Genomic DNA, 25,453 nt, shown 5'->3' with positions numbered 1-25,453 from the left:
ATAATCCATGTCCGACGTGATCATTTATACTGCCATACCCGATAGCCACAGAATTTCACTACTTTTGCGCCCTCTTTCACCATTTATTTGTTTTGATGAAACCTATTTCAGGGCTGTTCAATTTTTCACAAAAAGTCGATTATAAAGTAGAAGTACTGGCGGGACTAACGGTCGCGATGACCATGATCCCCGAGTCGCTCTCTTTTGCCATATTAGCGGGTTTCCCACCACTGGTAGGACTATACGCTGCATTTATCATGGGATTGGTGACCGCTCTTTTTGGCGGCCGGCCGGGCATGGTGTCTGGTGGTGCGGGTGCCACAGCTGTTGTACTCATCGCATTGATGCAGTCGCATGGACTGGAATATGTATTTGCGGCGGTAATACTGGCTGGTGTGTTCCAGGCCGCAGTAGGGCTTTTCAAGCTTGGCAAGTTTATCCGGCTGGTACCACAACCGGTGATGTATGGATTTGTAAACGGGTTGGCAGTCATCATTTTTATGGCGCAGTTCGGGCAGTTTAAAACCATGGCCAATGGTGAACTGACCTGGCTTTCTGGTAGTCCTTTGTGGATCATGACCGGGTTAGTAGCATTAACTATCGCTATCGTTGTATTCTTTCCTAAAATAACAAAGGCCGTCCCCGCATCGCTGGTGGCTATCATCGTGGTGTTTGGCCTTGTACTCGGACTGGGTATCGATACCAGGACGGTAAAAGATATTGCCTCAGTGAGTGGTGGGTTTCCGCCTTTCCATCTGCCGAGTGTACCTTTTACTTTGGAGATGTTACAGGTGATCTTTCCCTATGCACTGATTATGGCAGGAGTGGGGTTGACGGAAAGTTTGCTCACGTTAAATCTCGTAGATGAAATAACAGGCAACAAAGGCAATGGCAGTAAGGAATGTATTGCACAGGGTAGCGCCAATATCCTCAATGGCCTTTTCTTTGGCATGGGTGGCTGTGCTATGATTGCACAAACATTTGTGAACCTGGGTGCCGGCGCCAAAGCCCGCTTGTCGGGCATTATCGCGGCACTCACTATTCTCATGGTGGTGCTTTTCGGTGCGCCGGTAATAGAACGTGTACCGATGGCCGCACTGGTAGGTGTCATGATCATGGTGGCTATCACTACTTTTGAATGGGCCAGCTTCCGGGTCATCAACAAAATGCCTAAACAGGATGTAATCATTGGGATACTCGTAGCTGTTATTACGGTATGGCTGCATAACCTGGCGCTGGCCGTATTAATCGGGGTGATCATTTCCGCGCTCGTATTTGCATGGGAAAGCGCCAAACGTATCCGCGCCAGAAAATATACAGACGAACACGGCATCCGGCACTATGAAATTTATGGTCCGCTGTTCTTTGGATCCGTAACAGCTTTCAACGAAAAATTTGATGTAGGGAATGATCCACAGGAAGTGATCATCGATTTTAAAGATAGCAGGGTAGCAGATATGTCGGGCATAGAAGCCTTGAATAAGCTGACGGAAAAATACCGTCTGGCAGGTAAAACGCTGCACCTGCGCCACCTCAGCCCGGATTGCCGCGTGCTGCTGAAAAATGCTGCTGACGTGATCGATGTAAATATTATGGAAGATCCTGCCTACCTGGTGGCAGTTAAATAACATGCAACAACTGGTAGAACGGTATTGTGATCTCCGCAAGTTTTAAATCAGTAATTTTAGAGAAAAAAAAGTATATGTCAATTACATCGGAAGCAGAATTGGAAGGTATGCGGAAGATCAGTGATGCCGTAGCCATTACACTTAAAGAGATGCGCAACTATGCCAAACCAGGCATGACAGCAAAAGGAGTAGACGATTTTGGCGGGAAGATCTTAGCCAGTCTGGGCGCAAAGTCAGCACCCAAGCTCACTTACGGCTTTCCAGGCTGGACCTGTATCAGCATAAACAATGAAATTGCACACGGTATTCCTTCAGAGAAAAAGATACTACAGGAAGGAGATCTTGTTAATATTGATGTATCGGCAGAATTGGATGGCTTCTGGTCAGATAATGGCGGCTCCTTTGTACTGGGCGCAGATCTTCATCATCACCAGCCATTGGTAAATGCCTCCAGGACTATTCTTTATACAGCACTCAGCCACATTAAAGGCGGTGTTAAAATTGCTGATATCGGCAAACTGATAGAAACAGCAGCACATAAATCCGGTTACCGTGTGATCCGCAATCTCGCCGGACATGGCGTAGGCAGGAGCTTACACGAAGCGCCCGATGACATCCTGAATTGTTACGACCGGCTGAATAAAACACGCTTCCGGAAAAATTCCGTCGTAGCTATAGAAACATTTATTGCCACCGCTTCTACCTACGCCAACCAGGGAAACGACGGATGGACGCTTGTTGGTAACAATGGCGGCTACGTAGCACAGCATGAACATACCATCGTTGTTACCGATGGCCAACCGGTGATCCTGACTGCCTCCAACGAAATATAGTCTTTAGGAATTTAGTTATTTGAAATGCAGCGGATGTACGTTTCTTAATCTCTGCTGCATTTCAAATAAATAAATCTCAAAATCCCCAAATTCCTAAATCCGGAAATCCCAAAATATTTATCTGTAATTTGCGCTCATTATGTCATTATATACAACGAAATCGGCGGTTACCATTACCTGTAACAAGCGTCTGACACCACATCTGGAACAGGAAATAAAAGAACTGGGATTTACCATCGAAGATACCTTTGTGACCGGTGTGCGCATTTTCGCCTCCATCAATGAGTGTATGCGGCTCAACCTGAACCTTCGCTGTGCAAGCCAGGTACTCTATAGCCTGAAACAATTTGAAGCACGGGATGCGGACGAAATCTACAGTAACCTGAATACTTATCCCTGGGAAAACATCATTCCACAGGATGGTTATTTTTCTATTACCAGCAACGTGCAGAATGATTCTATCAACAACGGGATGTTTGCCAACCTGCGTGTAAAGGATGCCGTGATTGACCGCCTGCGTGATAAAACAGGCACGCGCCCGTCTACCGGTGCAGAGCTGAGTGGTGGCGTGATTCACCTGTTCTGGAAAAATGAGAATGCAGAAGTATTTGTAGATACTTCCGGTGATTCACTGGCCCGTCATGGTTACCGCAAGATTCCCGGTCGCGCCCCGATGCTGGAAGCACTGGCAGCAGCTACAATCCTCGCTTCGCGGTGGGACAGGAAGTCACCTTTCATCAATCCGATGTGTGGCTCCGGTACCGTTGCTATTGAAGCCGCGCTGATAGCCACTAACAGACGCCCCGGACTTTTCCGTGAAAACTATGCTTTCAAGCACCTGCGTGGATATGATGAAAAGATTTATCAGCAGGAGAGAAGTCTCCTGGAAAACCAGGTGGTAAAAGTACCCGGACTGCGTATCATTGCCAGTGATTTGAGTGAGGAAGCCATAGAAAATGCGCATAAAAACGCAATAGCTGCGGGAGTAGCTGAGCTGATAGAATTCTATGAAGGTGATTTCGCTGATACGGAAGTGCCGGAAGGCGCTGCCGGCGTAGTGTACATGAATCCTGAATATGGACTCCGGCTGGGGGAAATAGAAGCCCTCGAAGAAACATACGGCCGCATCGGCGATTTCCTGAAACAAAAATGTGGTGGCTATTACGGCTATATCTTCACCGGAAACCTCGACCTGGCCAAGAAGATAGGACTGAAAGCCAAACGCCGCATAGAGTTTTATACCAGCACTATCGATTGCCGCTTACTGGAATATGAACTGTATGCCGGTACAAGAGATGTGCGGAAACTACCAACTGCGTAATGACTGATTTAGTATAAAAAAAATGACGCCAATGGCGTCATTTTTTTTTGAATGTTATCTGTTCAGATTACTTCACTGACATTGATCGGTCTGGAAAAACTTTCTTCCAGTGAAATAATCGTTTCTGTGCGTTCTATACCTTTAATATGCTGGAGGTCATCCTGCAATATTTTACGCAGCTCGCTGCTATCTTTACAAATAATTTCAGCAAACATACTGTATGCACCAGTGGTGTAGTTCAAACGCACGATCTGCGGAACTTTCAGCAGTTGTTTGGCAACCGTTTCATAGAGAGAGCTTTTCTCCAGGTAGATACCGATGAATGCAAGAACGTCGTAACCAATAGCACGCAGATTTACCTGCAACCTCGTTCCTTTTATAACACCCATCTCATGCAGTTTTTTAATACGTACGTGGATAGTACCTCCGGAGACAAACAGCTTTTTTCCCAACTCGGCATATGATATACCTGCATCAGTAGACATCTCCGAAATGATCTGCAAATCTAATTTGTCAATATTTAATGAGTGGCCCATTTTTGCAGTGTGATTTAGAATATCTTCTAAAAATAGGCATTATTTTGCAGTAATCGCAAAATAAATATCTTTCTACAGGCATTACTATACATTTTAGGTAAAAGTCCCTGTTCGGGGATGGTATCCGGATGATCATTTATGGCTTCATCCGCTTGTCCAATACGGAAATGAGCAGTTTGCAGAGGTCGGCAAGTTTGGTGGGTTTGGTAATGTAATCAATGGCGCCCATCGATTTGGCATTGGAGATTTCCCCGGGTTCGTTACTGGTGGAATATACTATTACAGGGATATGCTTCAGGTGGTCAATATCCTTGATCCTTTCCAGGAATTTAAACCCGTTCATCAGCGGCATATTCATGTCCAGGAAAATCAGATCAGGATAGTACATGTGCATAGCCAGTTGGTCCAGTGCTTCCTGGCCATTGTCTGCTGTAATACAGCAAACCGGTTCCTTGATTTCGGCCAGCGCCAGTTTGAAGAATTCCTGGTCGTCCTGGTCGTCATCGACCAATAACAATGTTCTCACATTCCCGCTATTATTAGACATACACCTTGACTGTGGAAGTAAATGTACACTTTATATTATCAATCACGCCGGAGAACGTTAGCAAATGTTGCAACATGTAATAGGGATGGTTGCATAAAACACTCATCCCGAACTTTTTCAGCAAAGACAGTGTTATCTGTGTAATACTAGAATTAACGTTTTTGCTGATTATTGTTTTAAAACCTCTTCTTATGCACGTACATATCCTACACGCCCCCCACCGGTGGACGCCCCTTTTTGCATGGATACTGGCCCCGCTTTTACTAATTGCCTGCGGTACAACTGTTCACCTGACAGGTACCTGGACAGATCCCGGTGTTGCACCTTCCGGCTATCATGACATCGTGGTAATGGGACTAACTTCCAACGTGAACGCCCGGAATGTGGTAGAAAGCAAGCTGGTGGACGCATTGACAAAACATAAAGTAACGGCAGCTAATAGCCTGGACTTGTTTCCGCCCAACTTTGACCCCAAAAATGAATCGGCGAGAGATGTTGTTTCCCGGAAAATAAAAGCAGCAGGTTATCAGGCAGTACTCACTGTATCTTTGGTAGATAAACAATCAGATACCCGCTACGTACCGGGAACAGTGAGGTATGCACCATACCCCGCTTTCGGCTGGTATGGCAACTTCTGGGGATACTATGGTTATATGTACGGGAGCCTTTATTCCCCCGGTTACTATACCACCGATAAAACCTATTTCCTGGAAAGCAACCTGTATGATCTGTCGCAGGATGGTAAGCTGATCTGGTCCGGACAGTCAGAAACCTATAATCCCAACAGCCTGGAATCTTTTGCCACTGCTTACGCCAAAACAATGACAGCAGCCCTTGCACAGGGAGGTTTGTTGCCGCAATAGCTCCGTATCGTTCCTGTTTATTGCTGGTCGTAATAGGTATTATCCTGTATGATCTTCCCGTTTTCTATAGTGAAAATGGTGCACATAGGCATGTGCCATCTTTTCCCGTCGGGGCCTGTGGCGCTTGAAATAAATTCTACGGTGATATGATTTTTATCTCCATAAATATTACGTATTTCATCCTGTATATCCGGAAACATTTTTTGTAGCGACTGGTATTTTTCAATCGTTTGCTGATGCGTTTGCAGCACCGCCTTGGGGCCAAAAGAAGGGTCCAGGAACAGGGCGGTATCCTTATAACAGGCGGCCATCCCCGGCCAGTCGTGCGCATTAAAGGCATCATATAATTCCCTCACTACCTGGATATGAGGATTGGTCAGACTTATACTCCCACCTGGTTGTACACATGCACCTGTAGCTACTATCAATAAAAAAAACAGGTATTTTTTCATGTCGTCTTTTTTGTTGAATACAAATTACGAAGAAGGTGGGAAAAGAAATATTATAGTTTAAATTTGTCATTGAAATAAAATTTGTTTTATGGAGATGACACAGCCGGACCCCGAAATGATGCAGCAACTGGTTATGATGAAAATGCCCTTTGGGAAATATAAGGATGTGGTACTCTGTGATTTACCTGTCAGCTACCTGGAATGGTTCCAGCGTAAGGGTTTTCCAAAGGGGAAGCTGGGCGTAATGCTCGAAACAATGCTGGTCATTAAAATGAATGGGTTAACCCATCTCCTGGACCCGTTGAAAAAACGGCGGTAACGGGAAGCACTATACGATAAAAAGGAAATGGCCACATGTAATATGTGGCCATTGAATAACGTTTAGGTATATACGTTCTTTTAGTAAGGACTTCTTTAGAACCAGCTCGTTGTCTGTTCTTCTTCATTGGGTGCCGGAGCAGCATCCTGTATTGTTTCTCCCGGTGCATGTTCTGCCGCGGCTTCCGGTTTCTCCGTTGGTTGTACATTTTTACGGATGGCGCCTTCTACCACAGCACCCTCTTCCAGTTCAAGTATAATCGCATTCACATCACCTTTTACATACGCTTTGTTACTGATGAGCGCCTTGTTACTGATGTATACATCGCCATACACTTTTCCGTGCACCACGAGATCGGCAGCGTAAATATGACCGCGGATGCTGGCATTTTCACTGATCACCAGCTTACCGGTTGTTTTTACATCGCCTCTTACGTTTCCATCTATGCGCCCCGAAATACTCGCATCTATACTGCCGTTCACAGATACTTCTTTAGGAATACGGAAAGCGCCCGGGACAATTATATTTCGGAAAAAATGTCGGACATTGATCACACACACTCAAATTATAGGGTTACGGGATTGGTTACTGTCGGTTGATGCTCATCTTCGAAAGTAGAAATAATAGAACTGGCGTTACCAAGATCCAGTCCAACACTTCTTTGTGGTTTATTATCCGAAATCCGGAGAGAGTTGTGAAGATAACCAATACTCATGAGTTTTTCAGGGTCCGGTGCTACTTCTACCGGAATAAAATCACGGAACTCTTCTGTAAAGGCGTCGGTCAGCTCTCTGTAATAAGCGCCACCACCCATCAGGTATATCTTTTCGCAGGTTTCAAAATCCAGGTCAGTGAAGTAACTCCGCATCAGGGGAGATACCACTTCCTTGTAGTACTGTGTGAGTACGCCTTTACGCATTTCACGCAGGTCAATACGCTTACGGTTCGTAAAAATAGACCCTTTCATAAAAGCATCATCCACCTGGTGCTCATTCTTCATCTCCAGGTAATGTTTCTGATTCAGCTCACGGGTGAGGTTGTTGATCGCATAGCGGATGCCATGAGAACTGAAACAGGTACGGTGTACCAATCCATCACCGGTAGCCATACCGCCTTCAATCGTACCAAAGCCAAAACTGATAGCGATAAAGTTGTCCAGCTGCGGTTCATTGATGGTTTTCTTCAACCCAATAATACCACCCACGATTTCCGGGATCACTTCATATTTTTCAATATCAAACATGGCCTTTTTAAAAGAACCTTTTGTATTGAAAGTCTGGGTATCATAATCAATCAGGAAATGCCTTTTGCTTAAAAACTGCTCTGCAGCGGTTTTGTAGATGTTGTAAGTTGAAAAGGGGAAGCCCATGGTCAGCGCAATGGGTTGTTGCACTTTATCGATCGTGTTGAGCAAAGCCGCTTTAAACAGTATCTCATAATCTTCTTCCGTAGGAGAGGCATTGGTGATCCTGCCCGGATTGATACCTCCTCTTTTGGCCAGGTTACCCACCAGGTACCAGGTATCATCTTTTTTAATTTTCAATCCGTTCAGTAAATCTTTACTGGAATTTTCTGTATTCCCGAATGCCGTTTCAAAAACGCTGGGGAAGGAGATGGTAGATACTTTCATAGTGTTGCGTTGATAATAACTTTATTGTTGGCAGAATTTAGCGCGGGATGAGGGATTCATCAGGATACTAAATAGAGCTTAAATATATAAAATATTACTAAACAAGATGATGACAATCAGTGAATTTACACTAAAAATAATACAGCCATCATTAATTTCAAAATGAATCCTTACCGTCAATAGCTGAATATCAGGGCAGAGCGATAATAAAAACCGCCCTTTCCCGTTTTAAAAGAGTCTGTTTATTCCCCCTGTCTATACTCACTACCATTCATATTTAGCGGCATGAAATATACCGGTTTTTCCTGCATCCTGCTATTGCTGGCCTGCCATACATCAGAGAAAGTATACACGGCGCCCGCCATGGGAGCGGAGTCGCAATTTGACAAAGGACTGCGGCCGGAAAAACATCCGAAATATCTTTTCGATAAAAAAATGATGAAAGACCTGCAAAAACAAGGGGACGTATCCGGTTATACCAACAAACGCCGGAATATTGCCCCCACCATTCCATTGCCCGGAAAAACAAAAGATACAACGGCGTTACCAGCAGATAGTTCCCATAGACTTATCGACAGCACCGGCACTATACCCTTGCTGCCGGATAGTTCCCGTAAAGAAAATGACAGTACACATCATCTTCCGGATGCGGTGCATTTGCCCCGCTAATTACCTATTTTTGATATGTCACTATTCGCAAAGGCACATTTTTTATTTCCTGTCTTATGAAGATGAAGTACTTTCTTTTTTTCCTGTTGATAACGGGAGTCCGGCAAGGGCTGGCACAAACGTCTCTCTACATGCCTTTGAATATCAAACAGGCGTACACTAAAAATACCCGCAGCCAGCACGGTGCACCCGGAACCGCCTACTGGCAGAATAAAGCCGGTTACGATATCCGGGTAACCTTCGATCCGCATACCAATAAGGTGGCCGGCTCCGAAAAGATTATATATACCAATAATAGTCCCGATACCCTGAGAGAGCTCAACCTGAAATTGTTTCCAAATCTCTATCAACTGACAGCCAACCGCGCTATGGCAGTGGCCGCAGCGGATCTTGGCGATGGTGTTACGATCAGCAATATGCAGGTTAATGGAAAGAACCAGGTCCTGCCGCAGCGGATCAGCGGCACCAACATGCCCATGGGTATCCCGGAGCTGTATCCCGGACAACAAACAACACTCAGCCTGGATTTCTCCTACACCCTCAATGAAAACTCGCATATCCGCACGGGGGCTGTAGACAGCGGCGCCTATTTTATAGCTTATTTCTTTCCCCGTATAGCCGTGTACGATGATATAGACGGATGGGACAGGTTGCCATACAACGGCCTCACAGAATTTTACAACGACTTCAGCGATTTCCGGGTAGCCATTACCGTACCGGGTAACTACCAGGTATGGGCAACCGGCGATATGAAGAATATGGAAGAGGTATACGCCGAGAAATACCGCCGCCGCATAGCCGAAGCGGAGCAAAGCAACAGCATGATCACCATAATAGACAGCACCGATCTGCTTGGTGGTAACATCACGATGAATAAGGACGTCAATACCTGGCGCTTTGAAGCGGACAATGTAACTGACTTTGCTTTCGCACTAAGTAATCATTACCAATGGCACGCCACCAGTGTGGAAGTAGACCCTGTCACCAAAAGACGCAGCCGTGTGGATGTGGCCTTTAATCCGGCGCATGCCGACTTCTTTGACGTGATTACATACGCGCGTGCTACAGTAGATAAAATGAGTCATGTTTTCCCGAAATGGCCTTTCCCTTACAGCCACATTACGGTATTCGACGGCCTGGATCAGATGGAATACCCAATGATGGTGAATGACAACCCACTACCCACCAAATCCGCTACCATCCAACTCACCGATCATGAAATATTTCATACCATGTTTCCATTTTATATGGGCACCAATGAAACACTGTATGCCTGGATGGATGAAGGGTGGGCAACCATAGGAGAGTGGCTCATCTCACCCATGATAGACAGTACCATCGTTGATGACTACGGCATACCCAGTTACAACATGATCGCCGGAAAATTACAGGACCTGCCGGTAATGACACCTTCCAACCAGCTTACAGATGCTTATATGACCAGCTCGTATCCGAAGCCTGCATTGGGTTACCTGTATGTGAAAGATATGCTGGGCGACAGCCTGTTCCTGAAAGCATTGCATTACTATATCGCGCAATGGAAGGGCAAACATCCGCAGCCTTACGACTTCTTTAATTGTATGAATACCGGCTCCGGCAAGGACCTCAACTGGTTCTGGAAACGATGGTTCTTTGAGGATGGCTATCCCGACCTGGGTATAAAAAACGTCACCCAAAAAAGGAAACGTTGCAGCATAGAGATCATCTCCAAAGGCAGCAAACCCGTACCGGTAGACGTTACGGTACTGTTTACAGATAATACCACGTTGCTGTTACACCGGAGTGTCGATTGCTGGATCAAAGGAAACAAAACTGTTTCACTCGCTTTTTCATCTCCCAAAAAAATAAAAAAAATAACACTGGGAAGTACGTGGGTGGCGGATACAGATAAAAGTGATAACGTCCGCATCATGTGATAGCGTAATTGACTGCGGGGCATGCTACGCACTAAAATCGTATTTTTATGCAAAACCATGCAGTATGTCCGGAACGTTCTCAAAACTGAAAAGTACTTACCACTTGCTGAAGAGCATTGATTTTAAAATGCTGGGGAAGCTGTCTGAAAAGGTAGATCTCTCCCAGGTGATGAAATCGGTAGCCCAGATGGATGAAAACCAGTTGAATGGTTTAATGAAGATGTTGAGCAGCAGGGGCAGCAAGAAACAACTACCACCCATTGATGGCGATTTTTACGACCTGGCCGGAAGACTCAGCCCGGAAGACAGGGCCTTGCAACTGAAAGTGCGGGCTTTTATGGAAAAGGAAATCAAGCCTATCGTGAATGAATACTGGCTGAAAGCAGAATTCCCTTTTGAAATCATCCCCAAATTTGCCGAACTGAATATCTGCGGCGTTACATATGATGGTTATGGTTGTCCAAACAGGTCCTATCTGATGGAAGGGATCATTGCCATGGAAATGGCCAGGGTAGATGCTTCTGTGGCTACTTTCTTTGGTGTGCAAAGTGGGCTGGCAATGGGTTCTATCTATATGTTGGGTTCCGAAGCACAGAAAGATGAATGGCTACCAGGTATGCAGCAACTCAAAACGATCGGCGCTTTTGGTCTTACTGAACCTGAAGTGGGTTCCGGCGCCGCAGGCGGACTAACCACTACGGCTAAACGTGAAGGCGATACCTGGATTTTAAACGGGCAAAAGAAATGGATCGGTAATGCCACTTTTGCTGACGTGATCGTTATCTGGGCAAGAGACCTGGATGATAGCCAGGTAAAAGGATTTCTGCTCAGAAAGGATACGCCCGGCTTCAGCGTAGAAAAGATGCATGATAAAATGGCCCTGCGTATTGTTCAGAATGGGTTGATCACATTGAAAGATTGCCGTATCGCGGAATCCGACCGGTTGCAGCGTGCCAATAACTTTAAAGATACCAGCCGTGTACTGCGCATGACCCGGGCCAGTGTGGCCTGGGAAGCAGTGGGCTGTGCAAGGGGCGCCTACGAAAATGCGCTGGCATATACCCGTACCCGTGAGCAATTCGGAAAACCTATTGCATCCTTCCAGTTGATCCAGGGACACCTGGTGGAAATGCTGTCGAATCTCACCGCCATGCAAACCATGGTATTCCGCCTGTCTGAATTACAGGATGAAGGCGCGCTGAAAGACGAACATGCATCGCTGGCAAAAGTGTTCTGCACTTTGCGTACCCGCGATGTGGTAAGCCGCGCAAGGGAAGTGATGGGCGGCAACGGTATCCTGTTGCAATACAATGTAGCTCGTTTTGTAGCGGATGCGGAAGCCATTTATTCTTATGAAGGCACCAAGGAAATCAACTCGCTCATCGTAGGCAGAGCCATTACGGGCTCCAGTGCATTTGTATAGAAAAATTAAAATCTTTTTTATAGATTTAATGGTTTCTATGTGGCGTACGCCCATCACCGTAACTCAACTAAACATCCGTTATGAATAATTCAAACCGTCGTAACTTTTTAAGGAATGTGTCCCTTGGCAGCATTGCGGCACTTAGCATTCCTGATATCGTGTCCGCAGCCGTAGCAGCGGAAAAAACAAAGAAAGTAACCCTGAAAAAAGAGGGCATGGTCCTGTTTCAGGGAGATTCTATCACCGATGCCGGCCGCAAGCGGGAAAATAACGACCCTAACAATGTGGGTGCACTCGGCACCGGGTATGCCCTGATGGCTGCTTCGGGCCTTCTTTTGAAACATGCAGACAAAAACCTGCGCTTTTATAATAAAGGTATCAGCGGCAATAAAGTATACCAGCTTGCTGACCGCTGGGATGCCGAATGCCTGGATATGAAACCGGATGTATTGGGTATCCTCGTTGGTGTAAATGACTTCTGGCATACCCTCACCGGTAACTACAAAGGCACTATTAAAACGTACCGCGATGACTACGAAAAATTATTGGATCGTACCAAACAACGCTTACCCGATGTACAACTGATCATCGGTGAACCGTTTGCGGTTACCGGCGTTAAAGCCGTGGATGCAAAATGGTACCCTGCATTTGATGAATACCGCGTTGCTGCGCGTGAACTAGCCGATAAATATAAGGCAGCCTTCATTCCGTACCAGGCTGTTTTTAATAAAGCACAACAAGCTGCCCCCGGCGCTTACTGGACCGGTGATGGCGTTCATCCAAGTGTTGCCGGTGCTCAGCTGATGGCAGAAGCATGGATGCAGTGTATTAAATAATAACATTAAAGGATGAAAGGATAAACCAGGATTGACGCTGGCTTATCCTTTCATCATTATAAATCATTTCACCAGCGCAACCCGTTTAATTCCAGTTCCCATTATGAAGCAGCTTCTTATTTTGTGTATGATGATAGGATTAACTACAAATGTAACCGCACAGCAAAAGCAACAGATTCATTTGTGGCCGGGTACTGTTCCGGGTGAAACCGCTGCCAGGCACGCAGCAAAGGTGGCTCCGGATGCCAGTAATAATGTAACGCGTCTTACAGATGTAACAGACCCGGTACTGGAAATATTCCCCGCTACCGCAAAAAATAATACAGGCGCCAGCGTCATCATATGCCCCGGTGGTGGCTACAGTATCCTCGCCATTAACCTGGAAGGTTATGAAATAGCTGCCTGGCTCAATAAACTGGGTTATACCGCCTTTGTGCTCCAGTATCGTGTGCCGAAAAACGAGGTTGGTGCATTGCAGGATGCGCAACGGGCTATCAGGATCGTGCGCAGCCGCGCTGCCTCTTTGGGGCTGAACCCTGAAAAGGTAGGCATGATGGGCTTTTCCGCCGGTGGTAGCTTAACCGCCAGGGCTGCGACCCGGTCTAACGTTAACACCTACACGCCGGTAGACAAAGCAGATTCATTGTCAGCACGCCCGGCTTTTGGCATGCTCATTTATCCTGCTTACCTGGATAGAGGAGAGGCCCGCAGCCTTACACCGGAACTGACAACAGACAGCAACACACCACCCATGTTCCTCTTCGCTACCGCCGATGATCCTTATGGCAACAGTGCCCTGGTAATGGCAGGTGCGCTCCGCGATGCCAAAGTACCGGTGGAACTACATTTTTACAACAAAGGTGGTCACGGTTACGGCCTGCGCCCTGGTAATGCTGCCGGCGAAGCGTGGCCCGGTTTAGCCGCTACCTGGTTGCAACACATCGTGAAATAACGAATTGTATCTCCAGTATCAAATCTTATAAATTTCTCTCCGGATCATGTAAATCTTCCTGGCATAAAATCGGCATCTTTACAACAATTAATCAGTAGCGTTGTAATATCTAAAACCGGTTGTCATATGGAAGATCATCAGCACATGCATATGCACATAGATCATGATCATCATGATCGGACGCCACCTGATGACACGGGCGCTGGTTCGCATCATCATGCAACGGATGGCCAGGCGCACGCAAGCCATGGCGGGCATGATCACCATGCCATGATCAACGATTTCCGGAAAAGATTTTATGTGGTGCTGGTGCTTACAGTACCCGTCATGCTTTTATCCCGCATGATCCAGCAATGGCTGGGGTTGCAGCTTACTTTTACCGGCGATAAATATGTGCTCACGGCCTTATCTGCTGTTATCTTTTTTTATGGAGGATGGCCATTCCTCACCGGCTGGTGGCAGGAAATGCGCACGAAAAATCCGGGCATGATGACTTTAATCGGTTTCGCCATCACCGTAGCTTTTGTGTACAGCGTGGCTACGTTATTCGGACTGGAAGGGATGGATTTTTTCTGGGAACTGGCCACGCTGATCCTCATTATGCTGCTGGGACACTGGATAGAAATGAAGTCGGTAGCCGGTGCCTCCCGTGAGCTGGAACTGCTGGTACAACTGATGCCTACAGAAGCCCATCTTGTAGAAGGTAACCATATAAAAGAGGTACAAACAGCATCATTGCAACCCGGTCAGGTGATCCTGATCAAGCCAGGGGAGAAGGTGGCCGCCGATGGGGTCATCCTCGACGGCAGTAGCTACCTCGATGAATCTATGCTCACCGGGGAGTCTAAACCCGTACAAAAAACCAAGGACGACAAAGTAATCGCCGGCGCCCTCAATGGTAACAACGCCCTGAAAGTAACCGTTTCCCACAACGCGGCATCTTCTTATCTGTCACAGGTAATTAAACTGGTAAACGATGCACAGCAGGCGAAATCCAAAACACAATTACTGGCAGACAAAGCGGCGCGCTGGCTCACCATTATTGCCATCGTAGCGGGTGTCAGCACATTTTTATACTGGCGCATTGATGGACAGTCGCTTTCTTTTGCCATGGAAAGGATGGTCACTGTTATTGTCATCTGTTGCCCGCACGCCCTCGGACTGGCGGTACCGCTGGTGGTGGCAAGATCTACCACCGTAGCAGCAAAACACGGACTCCTGATTAAAAACAGGACCGATTTTGAAAACGCCCGGAAGATCACCACCCTGGTGTTTGATAAAACAGGGACCCTCACCGTCGGTAAATTCCAGGTTGTAAAAATGGAAACACTCGACAAAGCCTTCACCGCCAACGATATCCTGGTCCTGGCAGCAGCAGTAGAACAACAATCGGAGCATCCCATTGCCACCGGTATTATAAGCAAAGCGCATGCAATGCAACTGGAAATACCTGCCGCTACTGAGATGCAGGCAATGACAGGAAAAGGTATCAGCGCGCAGGTAAACGGCAAAACAGTGATGGTGGTAAGTCCTGCATACGCACAGGAACATTATCATCTCCATGATCTTCCACAACAGGATGGTACCGGTACTTTATCTTATGTCATCATCAACAATACACCTGCGGGTTATATTTTGCTGGCGGATGAACTGCGTCCCGAATCCGCCGAGGCTGTTCAGGCGCTCCGCAAAGAACAGATAAACACGGTATTGCTGACAGGCGACAACGAAAAAGTAGCGGCCGCCGTAGCCAAAGAATTGCAACTCGATAAATTTATTGCAGGCGTATTACCACATCAGAAGCTGGAAGAAATTAAACGGTTACAGTCGCAAGGAGAGTTTGTGGCAATGACCGGCGACGGGATCAACGATGCGCCTGCGTTGGCACAAGCAGACGTGGGTATCGCCATCGGATCAGGATCAGATATCGCCGCTGAAACAGCCGGTATCGTGCTGGTCAACAGCAACCCCGAAGACATTGTAAGCCTCATCCGGTTTGGAAAGGCCACCTATCGCAAAATGATACAGAACCTCGCCTGGGCAACAGGCTACAACCTCATTACGATGCCGCTTGCCGCCGGTGTGCTCTATCACTGGGGGATATTGCTGAGTCCTGCCGCAGGTGCAGCCCTGATGACAGTTAGCACCGTCATTGTTGCGATCAATGCAAGATTGCTCAAATTATAACATTTCATTATTATCATTTCGAATGAATATTTCTATAAATTTGACAGTGACCTTAAAAAACACCTGTTATTATGGGAATATTTGATAAACTCCGGAATGAATTTATTGACATTATTGAGTGGACAGATCCGTCCGCAGACACCATTGTGTGGAAGTTTCCCCGTTACCAGAATGAAATAAAAATGAATGCCAAGCTCACCGTACGTGAGTCGCAGGTAGCTGTTTTTATGAATGAAGGTAAAATTGCCGATGTGTTTCAACCCGGCATGTACACACTTACTACGCAGAATATGCCCATATTAACAACCTTACAGGGATGGAAATATGGTTTTAATAGCCCTTTTAAGGCAGATATATTTTTTGTCAGCATGCGGCAGTTCACCAATCAGAAATGGGGTACCAAAAACCCGGTGATGCTGCGCGATGCAGAATTTGGCCCATTGCGGCTGCGTGCTTTTGGTAGCTATGCATTCCGCGTAAAAGATGGAGCACTGTTCCTGAAAGAAATAGCGGCCACCAACCCCGAATACACGGTAGATGGTATCAATGAGCAATTGCGCAACCTCGCGGTATCCCGTGGTATGGATGCTATTGCAGAAGCACAGATTCCTGTACTGGACCTGGCCGCAAAATATGATGAAGTATCCTTGCTCATCACAGAAAAAATAAGACCTGAATTTAATGAGCTGGGACTGGATCTTACTAAGTTCCTCATCGAAAATATTTCCCTGCCACCTGAAGTGGAAGCTGCGCTGGATAAACGTAGTAGCATGGGGATCGTAGGCAACCTGGGCGCTTATGCACAGTTCCAGGCCGCCAATGCGATGGAAAAAGCCGCTGAAAACACTGCTGGTGGCGGATTGGCTGCTGCCGGTTTGGGTGCGGGCATGGGCGCTGCGATGATGGGACAGGTAGGCAATGTATTCCAGAATAATCAGAACAATCCCGCAAATCCTGCCGCAGGAGCAGGCGCCGGAGCACCGCCACCTTTGCCACCTACCGCCGCATTTTTTGTAGCTGTAGAAGGCAAACAAACCGGCCCTTATGACCTGGAGCAACTTCGTCAACTCGCAGTTGGTGGTAGTTTGCAGGCGCAAACACTCGTCTGGAAAAATGGGATGGCTGCCTGGGCGGCTGCTTCAGCCGTGCCTGAACTGGCGCCTGTTTTAGCCACCATTCCGCCACCATTGCCATAAAAAGATATACCCGGATTAAAAATAATTACGGATGATGGATAATAGATCTATCATCCGTAATTATTAAATAAAAAAATAAGTAAATAAAAAATTCCAATTATTACTGGTCCTATGTCTTTTGAGGAAAAAACAAGTGAGACAGTCTCCTCGCTGAAATGTCAGAACTGCGGATCTATACTGCATTATGCGCCGGGTACCAACAGCTTGCGCTGTGAGTATTGCGGTACTGTAAATATGATTGAGGAAGAAGCGGCAACAACGGCCATTCACGCATTCGGGTATGATGATTTTATAGCCGCCGAACAAGAGCACCGCCAACCTACATCGGAGGCGGTAGTTGTGAAGTGTACCAGTTGCGGCGCTTCTACTACCATGTTGCCCAACGTAACGGCAGATGCCTGCCCCTTTTGCGCTTCGCCGCTCGTGATTGATCATGTACAAACAACTGCTATCTTACAACCCCATTATGTATTGCCCTTTGTGGTAAAAGATAATGAAGCGGTACAATATTTCCGAAAGTGGATGGAGAAATTATGGTTTGCTCCTTCAGACATGGTGAAGAAAGTAAAAGACAGCTCTTCCCAGCAACTGAAAGGCATATATATTCCCCATTGGAGTTATGATACCAACACCCACACCGAATATAGCGGTCAGCGGGGCGAATATTACTACGTCACAGAAACCTATACACAGGAAGTAAACGGCCGAACGGAAACGCGTACACGACAAGTGCGTCATACAGCGTGGCATAGCGCCTCCGGTAGTGTAGAGAATCAGTTCCGCGATGTACTGGTTTCTGCCAGCCCTTCTTTACCACTGAAAATGGCGCAGATCCTGGAGCCCTGGCATCTTGAACAGCTCAAAGGTTATGATGGCCGCTACCTGAGTGGTTTCAGGGCAGAGCTGTATCAAACCAATGCAGAACAGGGACTGGTGATCGCCAAAAAGAGAATGGACCCTGTTATCCGTGGAGAGATTTGTAGTGATATTGGTGGCGATGAACAGCGGATAGATAACTATGATGTAGATTATAATGACCTCGGTTTGAAATACCTGTTGCTGCCTGTATGGATCAGCGCATACCGTTACAATGGCAAGCTCTATCATTTTGTAGTGAATGCCTGTACCGGTGAAGTAACCGGCGACCGTCCCTATAGCTGGATCAAAATTGCCGGATTGGTCATCACTATTATATTGGCCCTCATCGTTATCTACCAGTTATTTGCTAACCAGTAATAAAACAGTAAGTTGTTGAGCTGTTGTTGCCTGCATACTTATATGTGGTCAACAACAGCTTTTTATCTTCCTAAAAAATCCTGCTGTAATTAACCCAATCTGGGGAAAACAATCTACAAGGAAACGCTTGTTCTGCTTGTCTTCCGGCAGAGCTGCTTATTTTCTATATCCCTTGCTGTACTGAAGTTTAACCCCTTGCCGTTGTGTATCCGCTCATGGTACCTTTTTTGCCTTTTGTCAGTAAGAAAACCAATTACAAACCCAAAACATTATAAGTCATGAGAAAAGCTGTTTTTATATTACCTGCGCTACTGGCTGTCTGGCTGTTGCAATCCTGCGGAAACGCCAACCCACAAAAAGACAAACCAGTAGACTCTGCACAGGACATCAACGAGGTAGTGAAACCGGTAGACAATAATTCATCAGAATTTGCAGTCGAAGCAGCCAACGGCAGCATGATGGAAGTGGAAATGGGAAAACTGGCGCAGGAAAAAGCACAGAACCCACGCGTGAAAGCCTTCGCTACCATGATGGTAAATGACCATAGCAGAGCAGAAGACGAAATTAAAGCACTGGCAGCACAAAAGAATATCACCCTGCCAGCTGAACTGGCCACCAGTGAAAAAGAACACATGGACAACCTGGCAAAAAAGAAAGGAAAGGACTTCGATAAATCTTACATCGATATGATGGTAGACGACCATAATAAGGATGTAAAAGCATTTGAAAAAGCATCCAGTGATATTACGGATCAAGACCTGAAAAGCTGGGCTGGGAAGACATTGCCCGTATTGAAAACACACCAGGATTCTGCCAATGCCATTCAAACCGCATTGAAAAAATAGAACCTGTATAAACCCGGATCTTTATGATCAGGCGGACGGAAATTATGTTTGTATAGATAGACGAAACCCCGTTTGGTATAGCACCAAACGGGGTTTCACTTTTATAATTTGGGAAGGTTGACGGCACCTAATGCGGAAGTTTCTCTTTCACCAGGCCATACACCCAGGTTCCTGCAATGGCGCTCAACAGTGTTATTACCACAATGGTAAAGCCGCTGCCTATCTGTGCAAACAATGGCCCCGGACAAGCGCCTGTGATAGCCCAGCCGATACCAAAGAGCAAACCGCCGTAGATCTGACCTTTACTGAATATTTTCGGTGCAATAACAATAGGCTCACCGGAAATTGTTTTGATCTTAAATTTTTTGATGAGTTGTATGGAGATAATTCCTGTAATCACAGCTGTGCCGATCACGCCATACATATGAAATGCGGTGAACTGGAACATTTCCTGGATCCGGAACCAGCTGATCACCTGTGATTTAACCAGGATGATACCGAATAAGATTCCTACCAGTAAGTATTTGAAATTTTTCATTTTAATGCAGGCATTTAAAGATATATGGAATGATGACGTTGGCACTGAATATGCCACCGGCCATAAAACAGATCGTTGCTATCAGCGAAGGCCATTGTAGGTTAGATAAGCCCATGATCGAATGGCCGGAAGTGCAGCCGCCGGCATAGCGGGTACCAAAGCCTACGAGGAAGCCCCCGATCACAAAAAATATCAGCCCTTTCCAGGTGAAGAGGTTCGCCCAGTTGAAAATTTCCGGTGGCAACAATGCCGAATAATCATGAATGCCATAGCTGGAGAGCCTCGCCTGCGTAGCTGCGGCAACCTGCACATCATTCGGATCGTACAGCAACGATCCGGCTATAAAGCCACCAATGAGGATACCGCCGGCAAAAACGAGGTTCCAGCTTTCTTTTTTCCAGTCGTATTTAAAAAAGGAAATGTCTGCCGGAAAACAAGCCGCACAAATATGCCGGAGTGAGGAAGAAAGGCCAAAGACTTTGTTGCCCAATATCAGCAGCAAAGGAACCACCAGCCCGATAAGAAGACCCGCTACCGACCAATGCCATGGCTGTTGCAGGAATTTTAAAATTTGCATAGACAGCGTTTTGATAACACGTTAATTATAAAAGGCCGGAAAGAAATTATTTCGCGGTCTTACAAAAGATCGTTGTATTCGGGATGCCTTTTCATATAGGCATGCACGTAAGGACAAAGTGGTTTCACTTTCAACTGATTAGTCCTGGCATATTCCAGCACATATTTTGCCAGTTGGCCTGCAATCCCTTTACCCTCCAGTGCTGCCGGTACTTCGGTATGTGTGTAGGCAATGCCTCCGGGAAAAAGGGTATAGGATACAAAGGCAGTATGCCCTTCTACCACCGTTTCAAACTGGTGCTTTGTTGTATTTTGCTGAATGTTAAGTTCCATATGATAGCTTCTTATTGGTTGTCTTTTTGTTCCGGGTTATCTGCTGGTTTTTCGCTGTTCATAAAATAGCTCAGTGCACCGGACGGACATTTATTTACCTGGTCCACTATCTGCTTTGTGGTACTGCCTGTGGCATTGATCCATGGTTTTTCGTTTGGATTAAATACTTCAGGAAGGCCATGGAAGCACATTTCAGAGTGGATGCACATAACGGGTTGCCATACGATGGTTACTTCCCCGTTGGTATATTTTTTTGTGATGTCTTTCATATTAATCCTCTTTAGTGTTGATCTGAATAGGATTCAATAGTAGTTTGTGAATAGGGCAGGCGTGCGCAATTTCCATGATGCGGGCCCGCTGTGCTTCGTCCAGTTCACCGGTCAGGTGAATCACGCATTCTATCACCGTTGTATCCGGCGTGGGTTTCGCGGTGCTGTTGAAGCGCAGGTCTATATCTACTTTTTCCAGTGGCCACTTTTTGCGGGCAGCATACATCGTCAGCGTGATGGCAGTGCAGGCACCCAGGCTGCTGAGTAGCAGTTCACCGGGATTAGGGCCTGTATCGCCTCCGTTTATATCTGTAGGCTCGTCTGCCAGCCAGCGGTGGTCGCGTGCTGATACCGATACCTGGTAAGGGATTCCTTCAATACTAACTTTTACTTCTTCGTCCATAATAGCGTAGGTGGTTATTGAAAATTATCTTTCATCCATTGTTTGGCCAGGTCAAGATCGGATTGCGATAAATTATGGCCGGTATTAACTTCATAACTGCTCACACGGAAGCCGTTGGTACTTAACAAAGCAGCATACGCCGCTGTATCGGCAGGGTCTACGGTGCCGTCCTGTGTACCGGAGCTCATGAAAACCGGCTGTTGCCGCGTGGTTTCAAAACTATCTTCTATTCCCTGTAAGGGCTGCATGGGCCGGAACAGGATAGCGCCCGCCAGTAATTCAGGATAAAGGATCAGCGTTGCGCCCGCGATATTGGCGCCGTTGGAATAACCAGCTGCGATGAGATTGTTTACATCAAAGCCCGCTGTAGTTGCCAGCTCCCTGATAAAATGCACCATTTCATGTGTCCTGAAATGTACATCTGCTTCATCAAATACACCCATGCCAAGACGGCGGAAAAAACGCGGCATGCCATGTTCCTGTACGTTGCCTCTCAGGCTCAGTATATTGTAACCCGGTGCCAGCTGGGATGCCAGCGGGATAAGGTCATGTTCGTCGCCACCGGTACCATGCAGTAACAACAGCGTAGGTCCCTTCCCGTTATCTGCGGGTTGGTATACATACTTCATCGGTTTGAAGTCCATCTTAATCCAGTTTAATTAATTTTTTTTCTATCTCTGCGCGTTGTGGTTCATATTGTTCGGGCAACATCAGGTGGGTGCCTAGTTCCGCTACCGGTTCATCTACTGTAAAGCCGGGAATGTCTGTAGCCAGTTCAAATAATACGCCGCCCGGTTCCCGGAAATAAACAGACCGGAAATATTTACGGTCCAGTTGTGGTGTGGCATTGAGTCCTAATGCTTCCAGTTTTTCGCGGTAATACATTTGCATAGCATCGTCTTTCATCCGGAAGGCAATATGATGCACGCTGCCACCGGCTACATGACCGCGTGGTTCGCCTTTGGCTTCCACCAGGTCTACATAGGTGCCGGTTTCGCCCGCAGGACTGGCAAAACGGTACCTGTTTTCCTTATGCTTGATCAGCTGATACCCGAATACAGATACCAGCAGATCAGCCGTAGGCTGAATATCATCCAGGGTAAGTGTTACATGATGAAATCCGCGGGTAGCATTGGCTGCTGTGACGGCAGCTGTTTCCCAGGGCTTGCGGGGATCAGGTTTCTCTGGAACTGTCAGTTCCACTTTTAGTCCGTCGGGGTCCAGGAAAGTGAGGTATACCTCCCCGAATTTAGCGGATGGTTTATTGTAAATGATGTTCTCTGCTTCCAGCCGTTTTTGCCAGAAATCGATACTGCCTTCAGGTATGGCGTATCCTATTTCTGTGGCCATATGGGTACCGCGACGGCCGGCCATAATATCTTCCCAGGGAAAGAAGGTAAGGATCGTACCAGGAGATCCGGTTTCATCTCCATAATAAAAATGATACGTATGAGGGTCGTCAAAATTCACGGTCTTCTTTACAAAACGAAGGCCCATAACCCTTGTATAAAAATCAAAATTCCGTTTGGCATTGCCGGAAATGGCAGTGATATGATGCAGGCCGGTTATTGCATTGTCCATAATGCTGGTTTATTGAAATAACCGTTAGCTTTCAGCAGATCATTGAAAGCTAACGGTTAAAGACGGTTTATTTCTTGATTAGCTGTACTTCACATGTTATTTTTACATCGTCACCCACCAACAGGCCGCCGCTTTCGGTAATTGTATTCCAGTTCAATCCGAAATCTTTACGGTTAATTTTACCGTTGACAGTGAAACCCGCTTTCGTATTGCCCCAGGGGTCTTTTACCACCCCGCCGAATTCTACGTCCAATTTAATGTTTTTGGTTACATCCCGGATCGTCAGATCGCCGTATAATGTATAGGAACCATCATTATCTATATTCTCATATTTGGTGGTAACAAACGTGATGTTCCGGTATTTGTTTACATCAAAAAAATCAGGGGAGCGAAGATGTTCATCCCGTTGAGCATTACCTGTGGAAATAGAATCCACGTCAATGGTAGCTGTTGCTTTTGCAGTCATAAAATCTTCTTCCTCCGTTTCGGCGGCTACCTGGAAGCTATTGAATTTGCCATTGATATTGGTAATCATCAGGTGTCTGATCCTGAATCCAAGCTCGCAGTGGTCAGCGTCTGATACCCATTGTTGCTTTGCCATAATGATAGTTTTTTTATGATGAACGATTAAAATAGATTCGGGTGAAAGTATTATTGGTAACCGGTTTACTTAAAGCATTGTTGCAAACACCCAGCAAATATCACACAATACGGGATGACTGGAAATGGATAAAATAAACTTAATGATGTACTATTTACGGGAGCAACTAAAGATAATGAATTTAAAGTGATGAATAAGTGGTGATATGATGTTTAATTTTTTTTAAATACTATAAACATTAGGCATGAAAAATTGTTTAGTTGCGTAGGTATCCGGTAAGGATAACCGTACGAAATGATATCCGTATGAAATATTTCCTGTTAATAACACTCTTACTGCCAGCGATGTTTGTAGCAGCACAGGAGCACGGAAAACAGTTGACTCTAAAGGAATGTTACCAACTAGCCAAACAGGGAAACACGCTGGTAAAGCAGGCGGAACGCTCCCTGCAGGCACGGGAATATTCCCTGCAGGCGGAAAATCGTTCTTATTATCCGAAAGTGGATTTACTGGCGGGATATAACTACCTGGGCAAACCGTTGGAAATAAATTTGCAGCAGGTAAAAGATGGCGTGGTTGAAGGATCTGCCGCACAGAGCGCCAATACAGCCAACACCGTTTATCAGCAGATAACCGGGCAGCCGCTACCCCAGGGCGTACAGGATGTGATCTCCAATTCCACCAAAAGACTGATCAACGCCTTCTATCCTGATTACAATCCTGCGCTTAGTAAACAATCCTATTTTACGGCAGGCATCGGCATCAGGCAACCGATCTACCTGGGTGGCAAGATCACTGCGGTACAGGACCTGGCGCGCTCGCAGGTGGTATCAGGACAATTCAACCAACAGGTAGTGGAAAAAGGGTTGTACTTTTTAATCAGCGCCCAATACCTGCGCATTATGTACCTCAACACCATCATGGCACATGAAGCCGTGATCGTAGCTGCATTCCGCAAAAACCGTGATTACGCCACTTCATTGAAAGATAACCAGATCCTGCCGCCGTACCTGCTCAACTGGGCACGGGTTTCCTATACACAGGCCACTAACCGGTACAGCAACCTGGAACTCGAAAAACAAAATGCCTTACTGGAAATGAATCACCTGTTAGGACAATCAATTGATGCGCCCATCAGCATCAACGACACTTTACAATATGAAAATACCGCCGTCACCACGACTACTGAAAATAACCCCTGGATGAATAATCCTACCTATCACCTTGTTCAGAGTAAAACTGACCTGGCCCAGGTAGCGGTGAAGGCTACACGCTCTTTATCTCTCCCTAATATCTTCGCTATCGGAAATCTGTCGCTATATCAGAAAGACTTACCTGTAACCATACCACCATGGCTGGTAGGCGTGGAAATGCAATGGACGCTGTTTGACGGCTTTGCGCGTAACAAACGTTCCAAAGCCAGTAAAGTATTGGTGGAAGAAGCAAAGATGGCGGCTGAGAATACAAAGACATCGCTGGAACTGCAACTACGTGTAGCCATGAACAAATTAACGGCGCTGCAAAATGAAGTGGCTTCCCTGGATAGTGCCCGGCAACAGGCGCAGCTCACAACCACCCTGGTGAATGATCGTATGCAGAATCAACTATCGTCTGTTAAAGATGTAAACGACGCCCTGTTATTGGAAGAAGAAATGCAAAAGGTCTACTATACCGCCGTACTGGGCTACTACCTGGCATTGGCAGAATACTGGAATATTGTAGGTACACCGGAACAATTCGCCACTTACGTTAACAACTAAACC

Annotated in this window: 28 protein-coding genes; 15 read left to right on the top strand and 13 right to left on the bottom strand. The window is 46.4% G+C overall.

The genetic code is table 11. From position 1 onward, the window contains the following. Positions 1–95 precede the first annotated feature (95 nt). From ABQ275_RS10470 to ABQ275_RS10460, 3 genes are all read left to right on the top strand, one after another. Entirely contained in the window at positions 96–1,628 is a 1,533-nt protein-coding gene (locus ABQ275_RS10470) for a SulP family inorganic anion transporter (RefSeq protein WP_349318246.1), read from the top strand. Positions 1,629–1,702: 74 nt separating this feature from the next. Further along, positions 1,703–2,461 carry a type I methionyl aminopeptidase gene (gene map / locus ABQ275_RS10465; protein WP_349318245.1) on the top strand — a complete coding sequence of 253 codons (759 nt, stop codon included), beginning with the start codon at positions 1,703–1,705 and terminating at the stop codon, positions 2,459–2,461. A 139-nt stretch (positions 2,462–2,600) separates the two neighbouring features. Then, positions 2,601–3,782 (top strand): THUMP domain-containing protein, encoded by a 1,182-nt coding sequence (locus tag ABQ275_RS10460; protein ID WP_349318244.1) that lies wholly within the window; start codon positions 2,601–2,603, stop codon positions 3,780–3,782. A 62-nt stretch (positions 3,783–3,844) separates the two neighbouring features. On the opposite strand, the gene ABQ275_RS10455 is transcribed toward ABQ275_RS10460, so the two are convergent. Together ABQ275_RS10455 and ABQ275_RS10450 are read right to left on the bottom strand one after the other, a co-directional pair. Continuing rightward, positions 3,845–4,318, bottom strand: a complete 474-nt coding sequence (locus ABQ275_RS10455; protein WP_349318243.1) for an Lrp/AsnC ligand binding domain-containing protein — start codon at positions 4,316–4,318, stop codon at positions 3,845–3,847. Between the two features lie 136 nt (positions 4,319–4,454). Then, positions 4,455–4,844, bottom strand: a complete 390-nt coding sequence (locus tag ABQ275_RS10450) for a response regulator (protein WP_349318242.1) — start codon at positions 4,842–4,844, stop codon at positions 4,455–4,457. 212 nt (positions 4,845–5,056) lie between these two features. Here ABQ275_RS10450 and ABQ275_RS10445 point away from each other — a divergent pair, with 212 nt between their 5' ends. Further along, positions 5,057–5,728, top strand: a complete 672-nt coding sequence (locus ABQ275_RS10445) for a hypothetical protein (RefSeq protein ID WP_349318241.1) — start codon at positions 5,057–5,059, stop codon at positions 5,726–5,728. Positions 5,729–5,745: 17 nt separating this feature from the next. Here the strand turns inward: ABQ275_RS10445 and ABQ275_RS10440 are convergent, their stop codons facing one another. Beyond that, positions 5,746–6,180: a nuclear transport factor 2 family protein gene (locus ABQ275_RS10440; RefSeq protein WP_349318240.1), complete on the bottom strand. Its 435-nt coding sequence runs from the start codon at positions 6,178–6,180 to the stop codon at positions 5,746–5,748. Between the two features lie 88 nt (positions 6,181–6,268). Between ABQ275_RS10440 and ABQ275_RS10435 the strand changes: the two genes are divergently transcribed. Then, positions 6,269–6,499 carry a DUF3820 family protein gene (locus ABQ275_RS10435; RefSeq protein ID WP_349318239.1) on the top strand — a complete coding sequence of 77 codons (231 nt, stop codon included), beginning with the start codon at positions 6,269–6,271 and terminating at the stop codon, positions 6,497–6,499. 95 nt (positions 6,500–6,594) lie between these two features. On the opposite strand, the gene ABQ275_RS10430 is transcribed toward ABQ275_RS10435, so the two are convergent. Continuing rightward, positions 6,595–6,981, bottom strand: coding sequence for a polymer-forming cytoskeletal protein (locus tag ABQ275_RS10430; protein WP_349318238.1), 387 nt, complete (start codon positions 6,979–6,981; stop codon positions 6,595–6,597). An 83-nt stretch (positions 6,982–7,064) separates the two neighbouring features. After that, the gene (locus ABQ275_RS10425; RefSeq protein ID WP_349318237.1) at positions 7,065–8,129 is read right to left on the bottom strand and encodes a ParM/StbA family protein; all 1,065 of its coding nucleotides are present in this window, start codon (positions 8,127–8,129) and stop codon (positions 7,065–7,067) included. Between the two features lie 285 nt (positions 8,130–8,414). Between ABQ275_RS10425 and ABQ275_RS10420 the strand changes: the two genes are divergently transcribed. The 9 genes from ABQ275_RS10420 (at position 8,415) to ABQ275_RS10380 (ending at position 19,389) form a co-directional block, all read left to right on the top strand. Then, positions 8,415–8,798 carry a hypothetical protein gene (locus ABQ275_RS10420; protein ID WP_349318236.1) on the top strand — a complete coding sequence of 128 codons (384 nt, stop codon included), beginning with the start codon at positions 8,415–8,417 and terminating at the stop codon, positions 8,796–8,798. Positions 8,799–8,854: 56 nt separating this feature from the next. After that, positions 8,855–10,714: a M1 family metallopeptidase gene (locus tag ABQ275_RS10415; RefSeq protein ID WP_349318235.1), complete on the top strand. Its 1,860-nt coding sequence runs from the start codon at positions 8,855–8,857 to the stop codon at positions 10,712–10,714. 64 nt (positions 10,715–10,778) lie between these two features. Continuing rightward, positions 10,779–12,137 (top strand): acyl-CoA dehydrogenase family protein, encoded by a 1,359-nt coding sequence (locus tag ABQ275_RS10410; protein WP_349318234.1) that lies wholly within the window; start codon positions 10,779–10,781, stop codon positions 12,135–12,137. 80 nt (positions 12,138–12,217) lie between these two features. After that, positions 12,218–12,973, top strand: coding sequence for an SGNH/GDSL hydrolase family protein (locus ABQ275_RS10405; protein ID WP_349318233.1), 756 nt, complete (start codon positions 12,218–12,220; stop codon positions 12,971–12,973). A 103-nt stretch (positions 12,974–13,076) separates the two neighbouring features. Then, positions 13,077–13,925, top strand: coding sequence for an alpha/beta hydrolase (locus ABQ275_RS10400; RefSeq protein WP_349318232.1), 849 nt, complete (start codon positions 13,077–13,079; stop codon positions 13,923–13,925). A 126-nt stretch (positions 13,926–14,051) separates the two neighbouring features. After that, positions 14,052–16,112, top strand: coding sequence for a copper-translocating P-type ATPase (locus ABQ275_RS10395; RefSeq protein WP_349318231.1), 2,061 nt, complete (start codon positions 14,052–14,054; stop codon positions 16,110–16,112). 71 nt (positions 16,113–16,183) lie between these two features. Further along, positions 16,184–17,308 (top strand): SPFH domain-containing protein, encoded by a 1,125-nt coding sequence (locus tag ABQ275_RS10390; RefSeq protein ID WP_349318230.1) that lies wholly within the window; start codon positions 16,184–16,186, stop codon positions 17,306–17,308. Between the two features lie 111 nt (positions 17,309–17,419). After that, a complete protein-coding gene (locus ABQ275_RS10385; protein ID WP_349318229.1) occupies positions 17,420–18,544 on the top strand; it encodes a zinc finger domain-containing protein in 1,125 nt (374 codons plus the stop codon). 278 nt (positions 18,545–18,822) lie between these two features. Then, positions 18,823–19,389, top strand: a complete 567-nt coding sequence (locus tag ABQ275_RS10380) for a DUF4142 domain-containing protein (RefSeq protein ID WP_349318228.1) — start codon at positions 18,823–18,825, stop codon at positions 19,387–19,389. A gap of 127 nt (positions 19,390–19,516) precedes the next feature. Here ABQ275_RS10380 and ABQ275_RS10375 read toward each other — a convergent pair whose 3' ends face one another. The 8 genes from ABQ275_RS10375 to ABQ275_RS10340 all read right to left on the bottom strand — a co-directional run bounded on the left by ABQ275_RS10375 (position 19,517) and on the right by ABQ275_RS10340 (position 23,690). Beyond that, the gene (locus ABQ275_RS10375) at positions 19,517–19,927 is read right to left on the bottom strand and encodes a DUF6691 family protein (protein ID WP_349318227.1); all 411 of its coding nucleotides are present in this window, start codon (positions 19,925–19,927) and stop codon (positions 19,517–19,519) included. A gap of 1 nt (position 19,928) precedes the next feature. Next, positions 19,929–20,504 (bottom strand): YeeE/YedE thiosulfate transporter family protein, encoded by a 576-nt coding sequence (locus tag ABQ275_RS10370; protein WP_349318226.1) that lies wholly within the window; start codon positions 20,502–20,504, stop codon positions 19,929–19,931. Between the two features lie 59 nt (positions 20,505–20,563). After that, complete coding sequence (locus ABQ275_RS10365) at positions 20,564–20,836, bottom strand: GNAT family N-acetyltransferase (protein WP_349318225.1); 273 nt, start codon at positions 20,834–20,836, stop codon at positions 20,564–20,566. 11 nt (positions 20,837–20,847) lie between these two features. Further along, positions 20,848–21,105 carry a (4Fe-4S)-binding protein gene (locus ABQ275_RS10360; protein ID WP_349318224.1) on the bottom strand — a complete coding sequence of 86 codons (258 nt, stop codon included), beginning with the start codon at positions 21,103–21,105 and terminating at the stop codon, positions 20,848–20,850. A 1-nt stretch (position 21,106) separates the two neighbouring features. Then, positions 21,107–21,508, bottom strand: a complete 402-nt coding sequence (locus tag ABQ275_RS10355) for an OsmC family protein (protein WP_349318223.1) — start codon at positions 21,506–21,508, stop codon at positions 21,107–21,109. Positions 21,509–21,522: 14 nt separating this feature from the next. Beyond that, positions 21,523–22,152: an alpha/beta hydrolase gene (locus ABQ275_RS10350; RefSeq protein ID WP_349318222.1), complete on the bottom strand. Its 630-nt coding sequence runs from the start codon at positions 22,150–22,152 to the stop codon at positions 21,523–21,525. 1 nt (position 22,153) lies between these two features. After that, positions 22,154–23,089, bottom strand: a complete 936-nt coding sequence (locus ABQ275_RS10345; RefSeq protein ID WP_349318221.1) for a ring-cleaving dioxygenase — start codon at positions 23,087–23,089, stop codon at positions 22,154–22,156. 67 nt (positions 23,090–23,156) lie between these two features. Continuing rightward, positions 23,157–23,690, bottom strand: a complete 534-nt coding sequence (locus ABQ275_RS10340) for a YceI family protein (RefSeq protein WP_349318220.1) — start codon at positions 23,688–23,690, stop codon at positions 23,157–23,159. 305 nt (positions 23,691–23,995) lie between these two features. Between ABQ275_RS10340 and ABQ275_RS10335 the strand changes: the two genes are divergently transcribed. Then, positions 23,996–25,450, top strand: coding sequence for a TolC family protein (locus tag ABQ275_RS10335; protein WP_349318219.1), 1,455 nt, complete (start codon positions 23,996–23,998; stop codon positions 25,448–25,450). Positions 25,451–25,453 lie beyond the last annotated feature (3 nt).

Source organism: Chitinophaga sp. MM2321, from assembly GCF_964033635.1.
GTDB lineage: Bacteria > Bacteroidota > Bacteroidia > Chitinophagales > Chitinophagaceae > Chitinophaga.
This window is presented reverse-complemented; position numbering and strand designations above follow the sequence as displayed.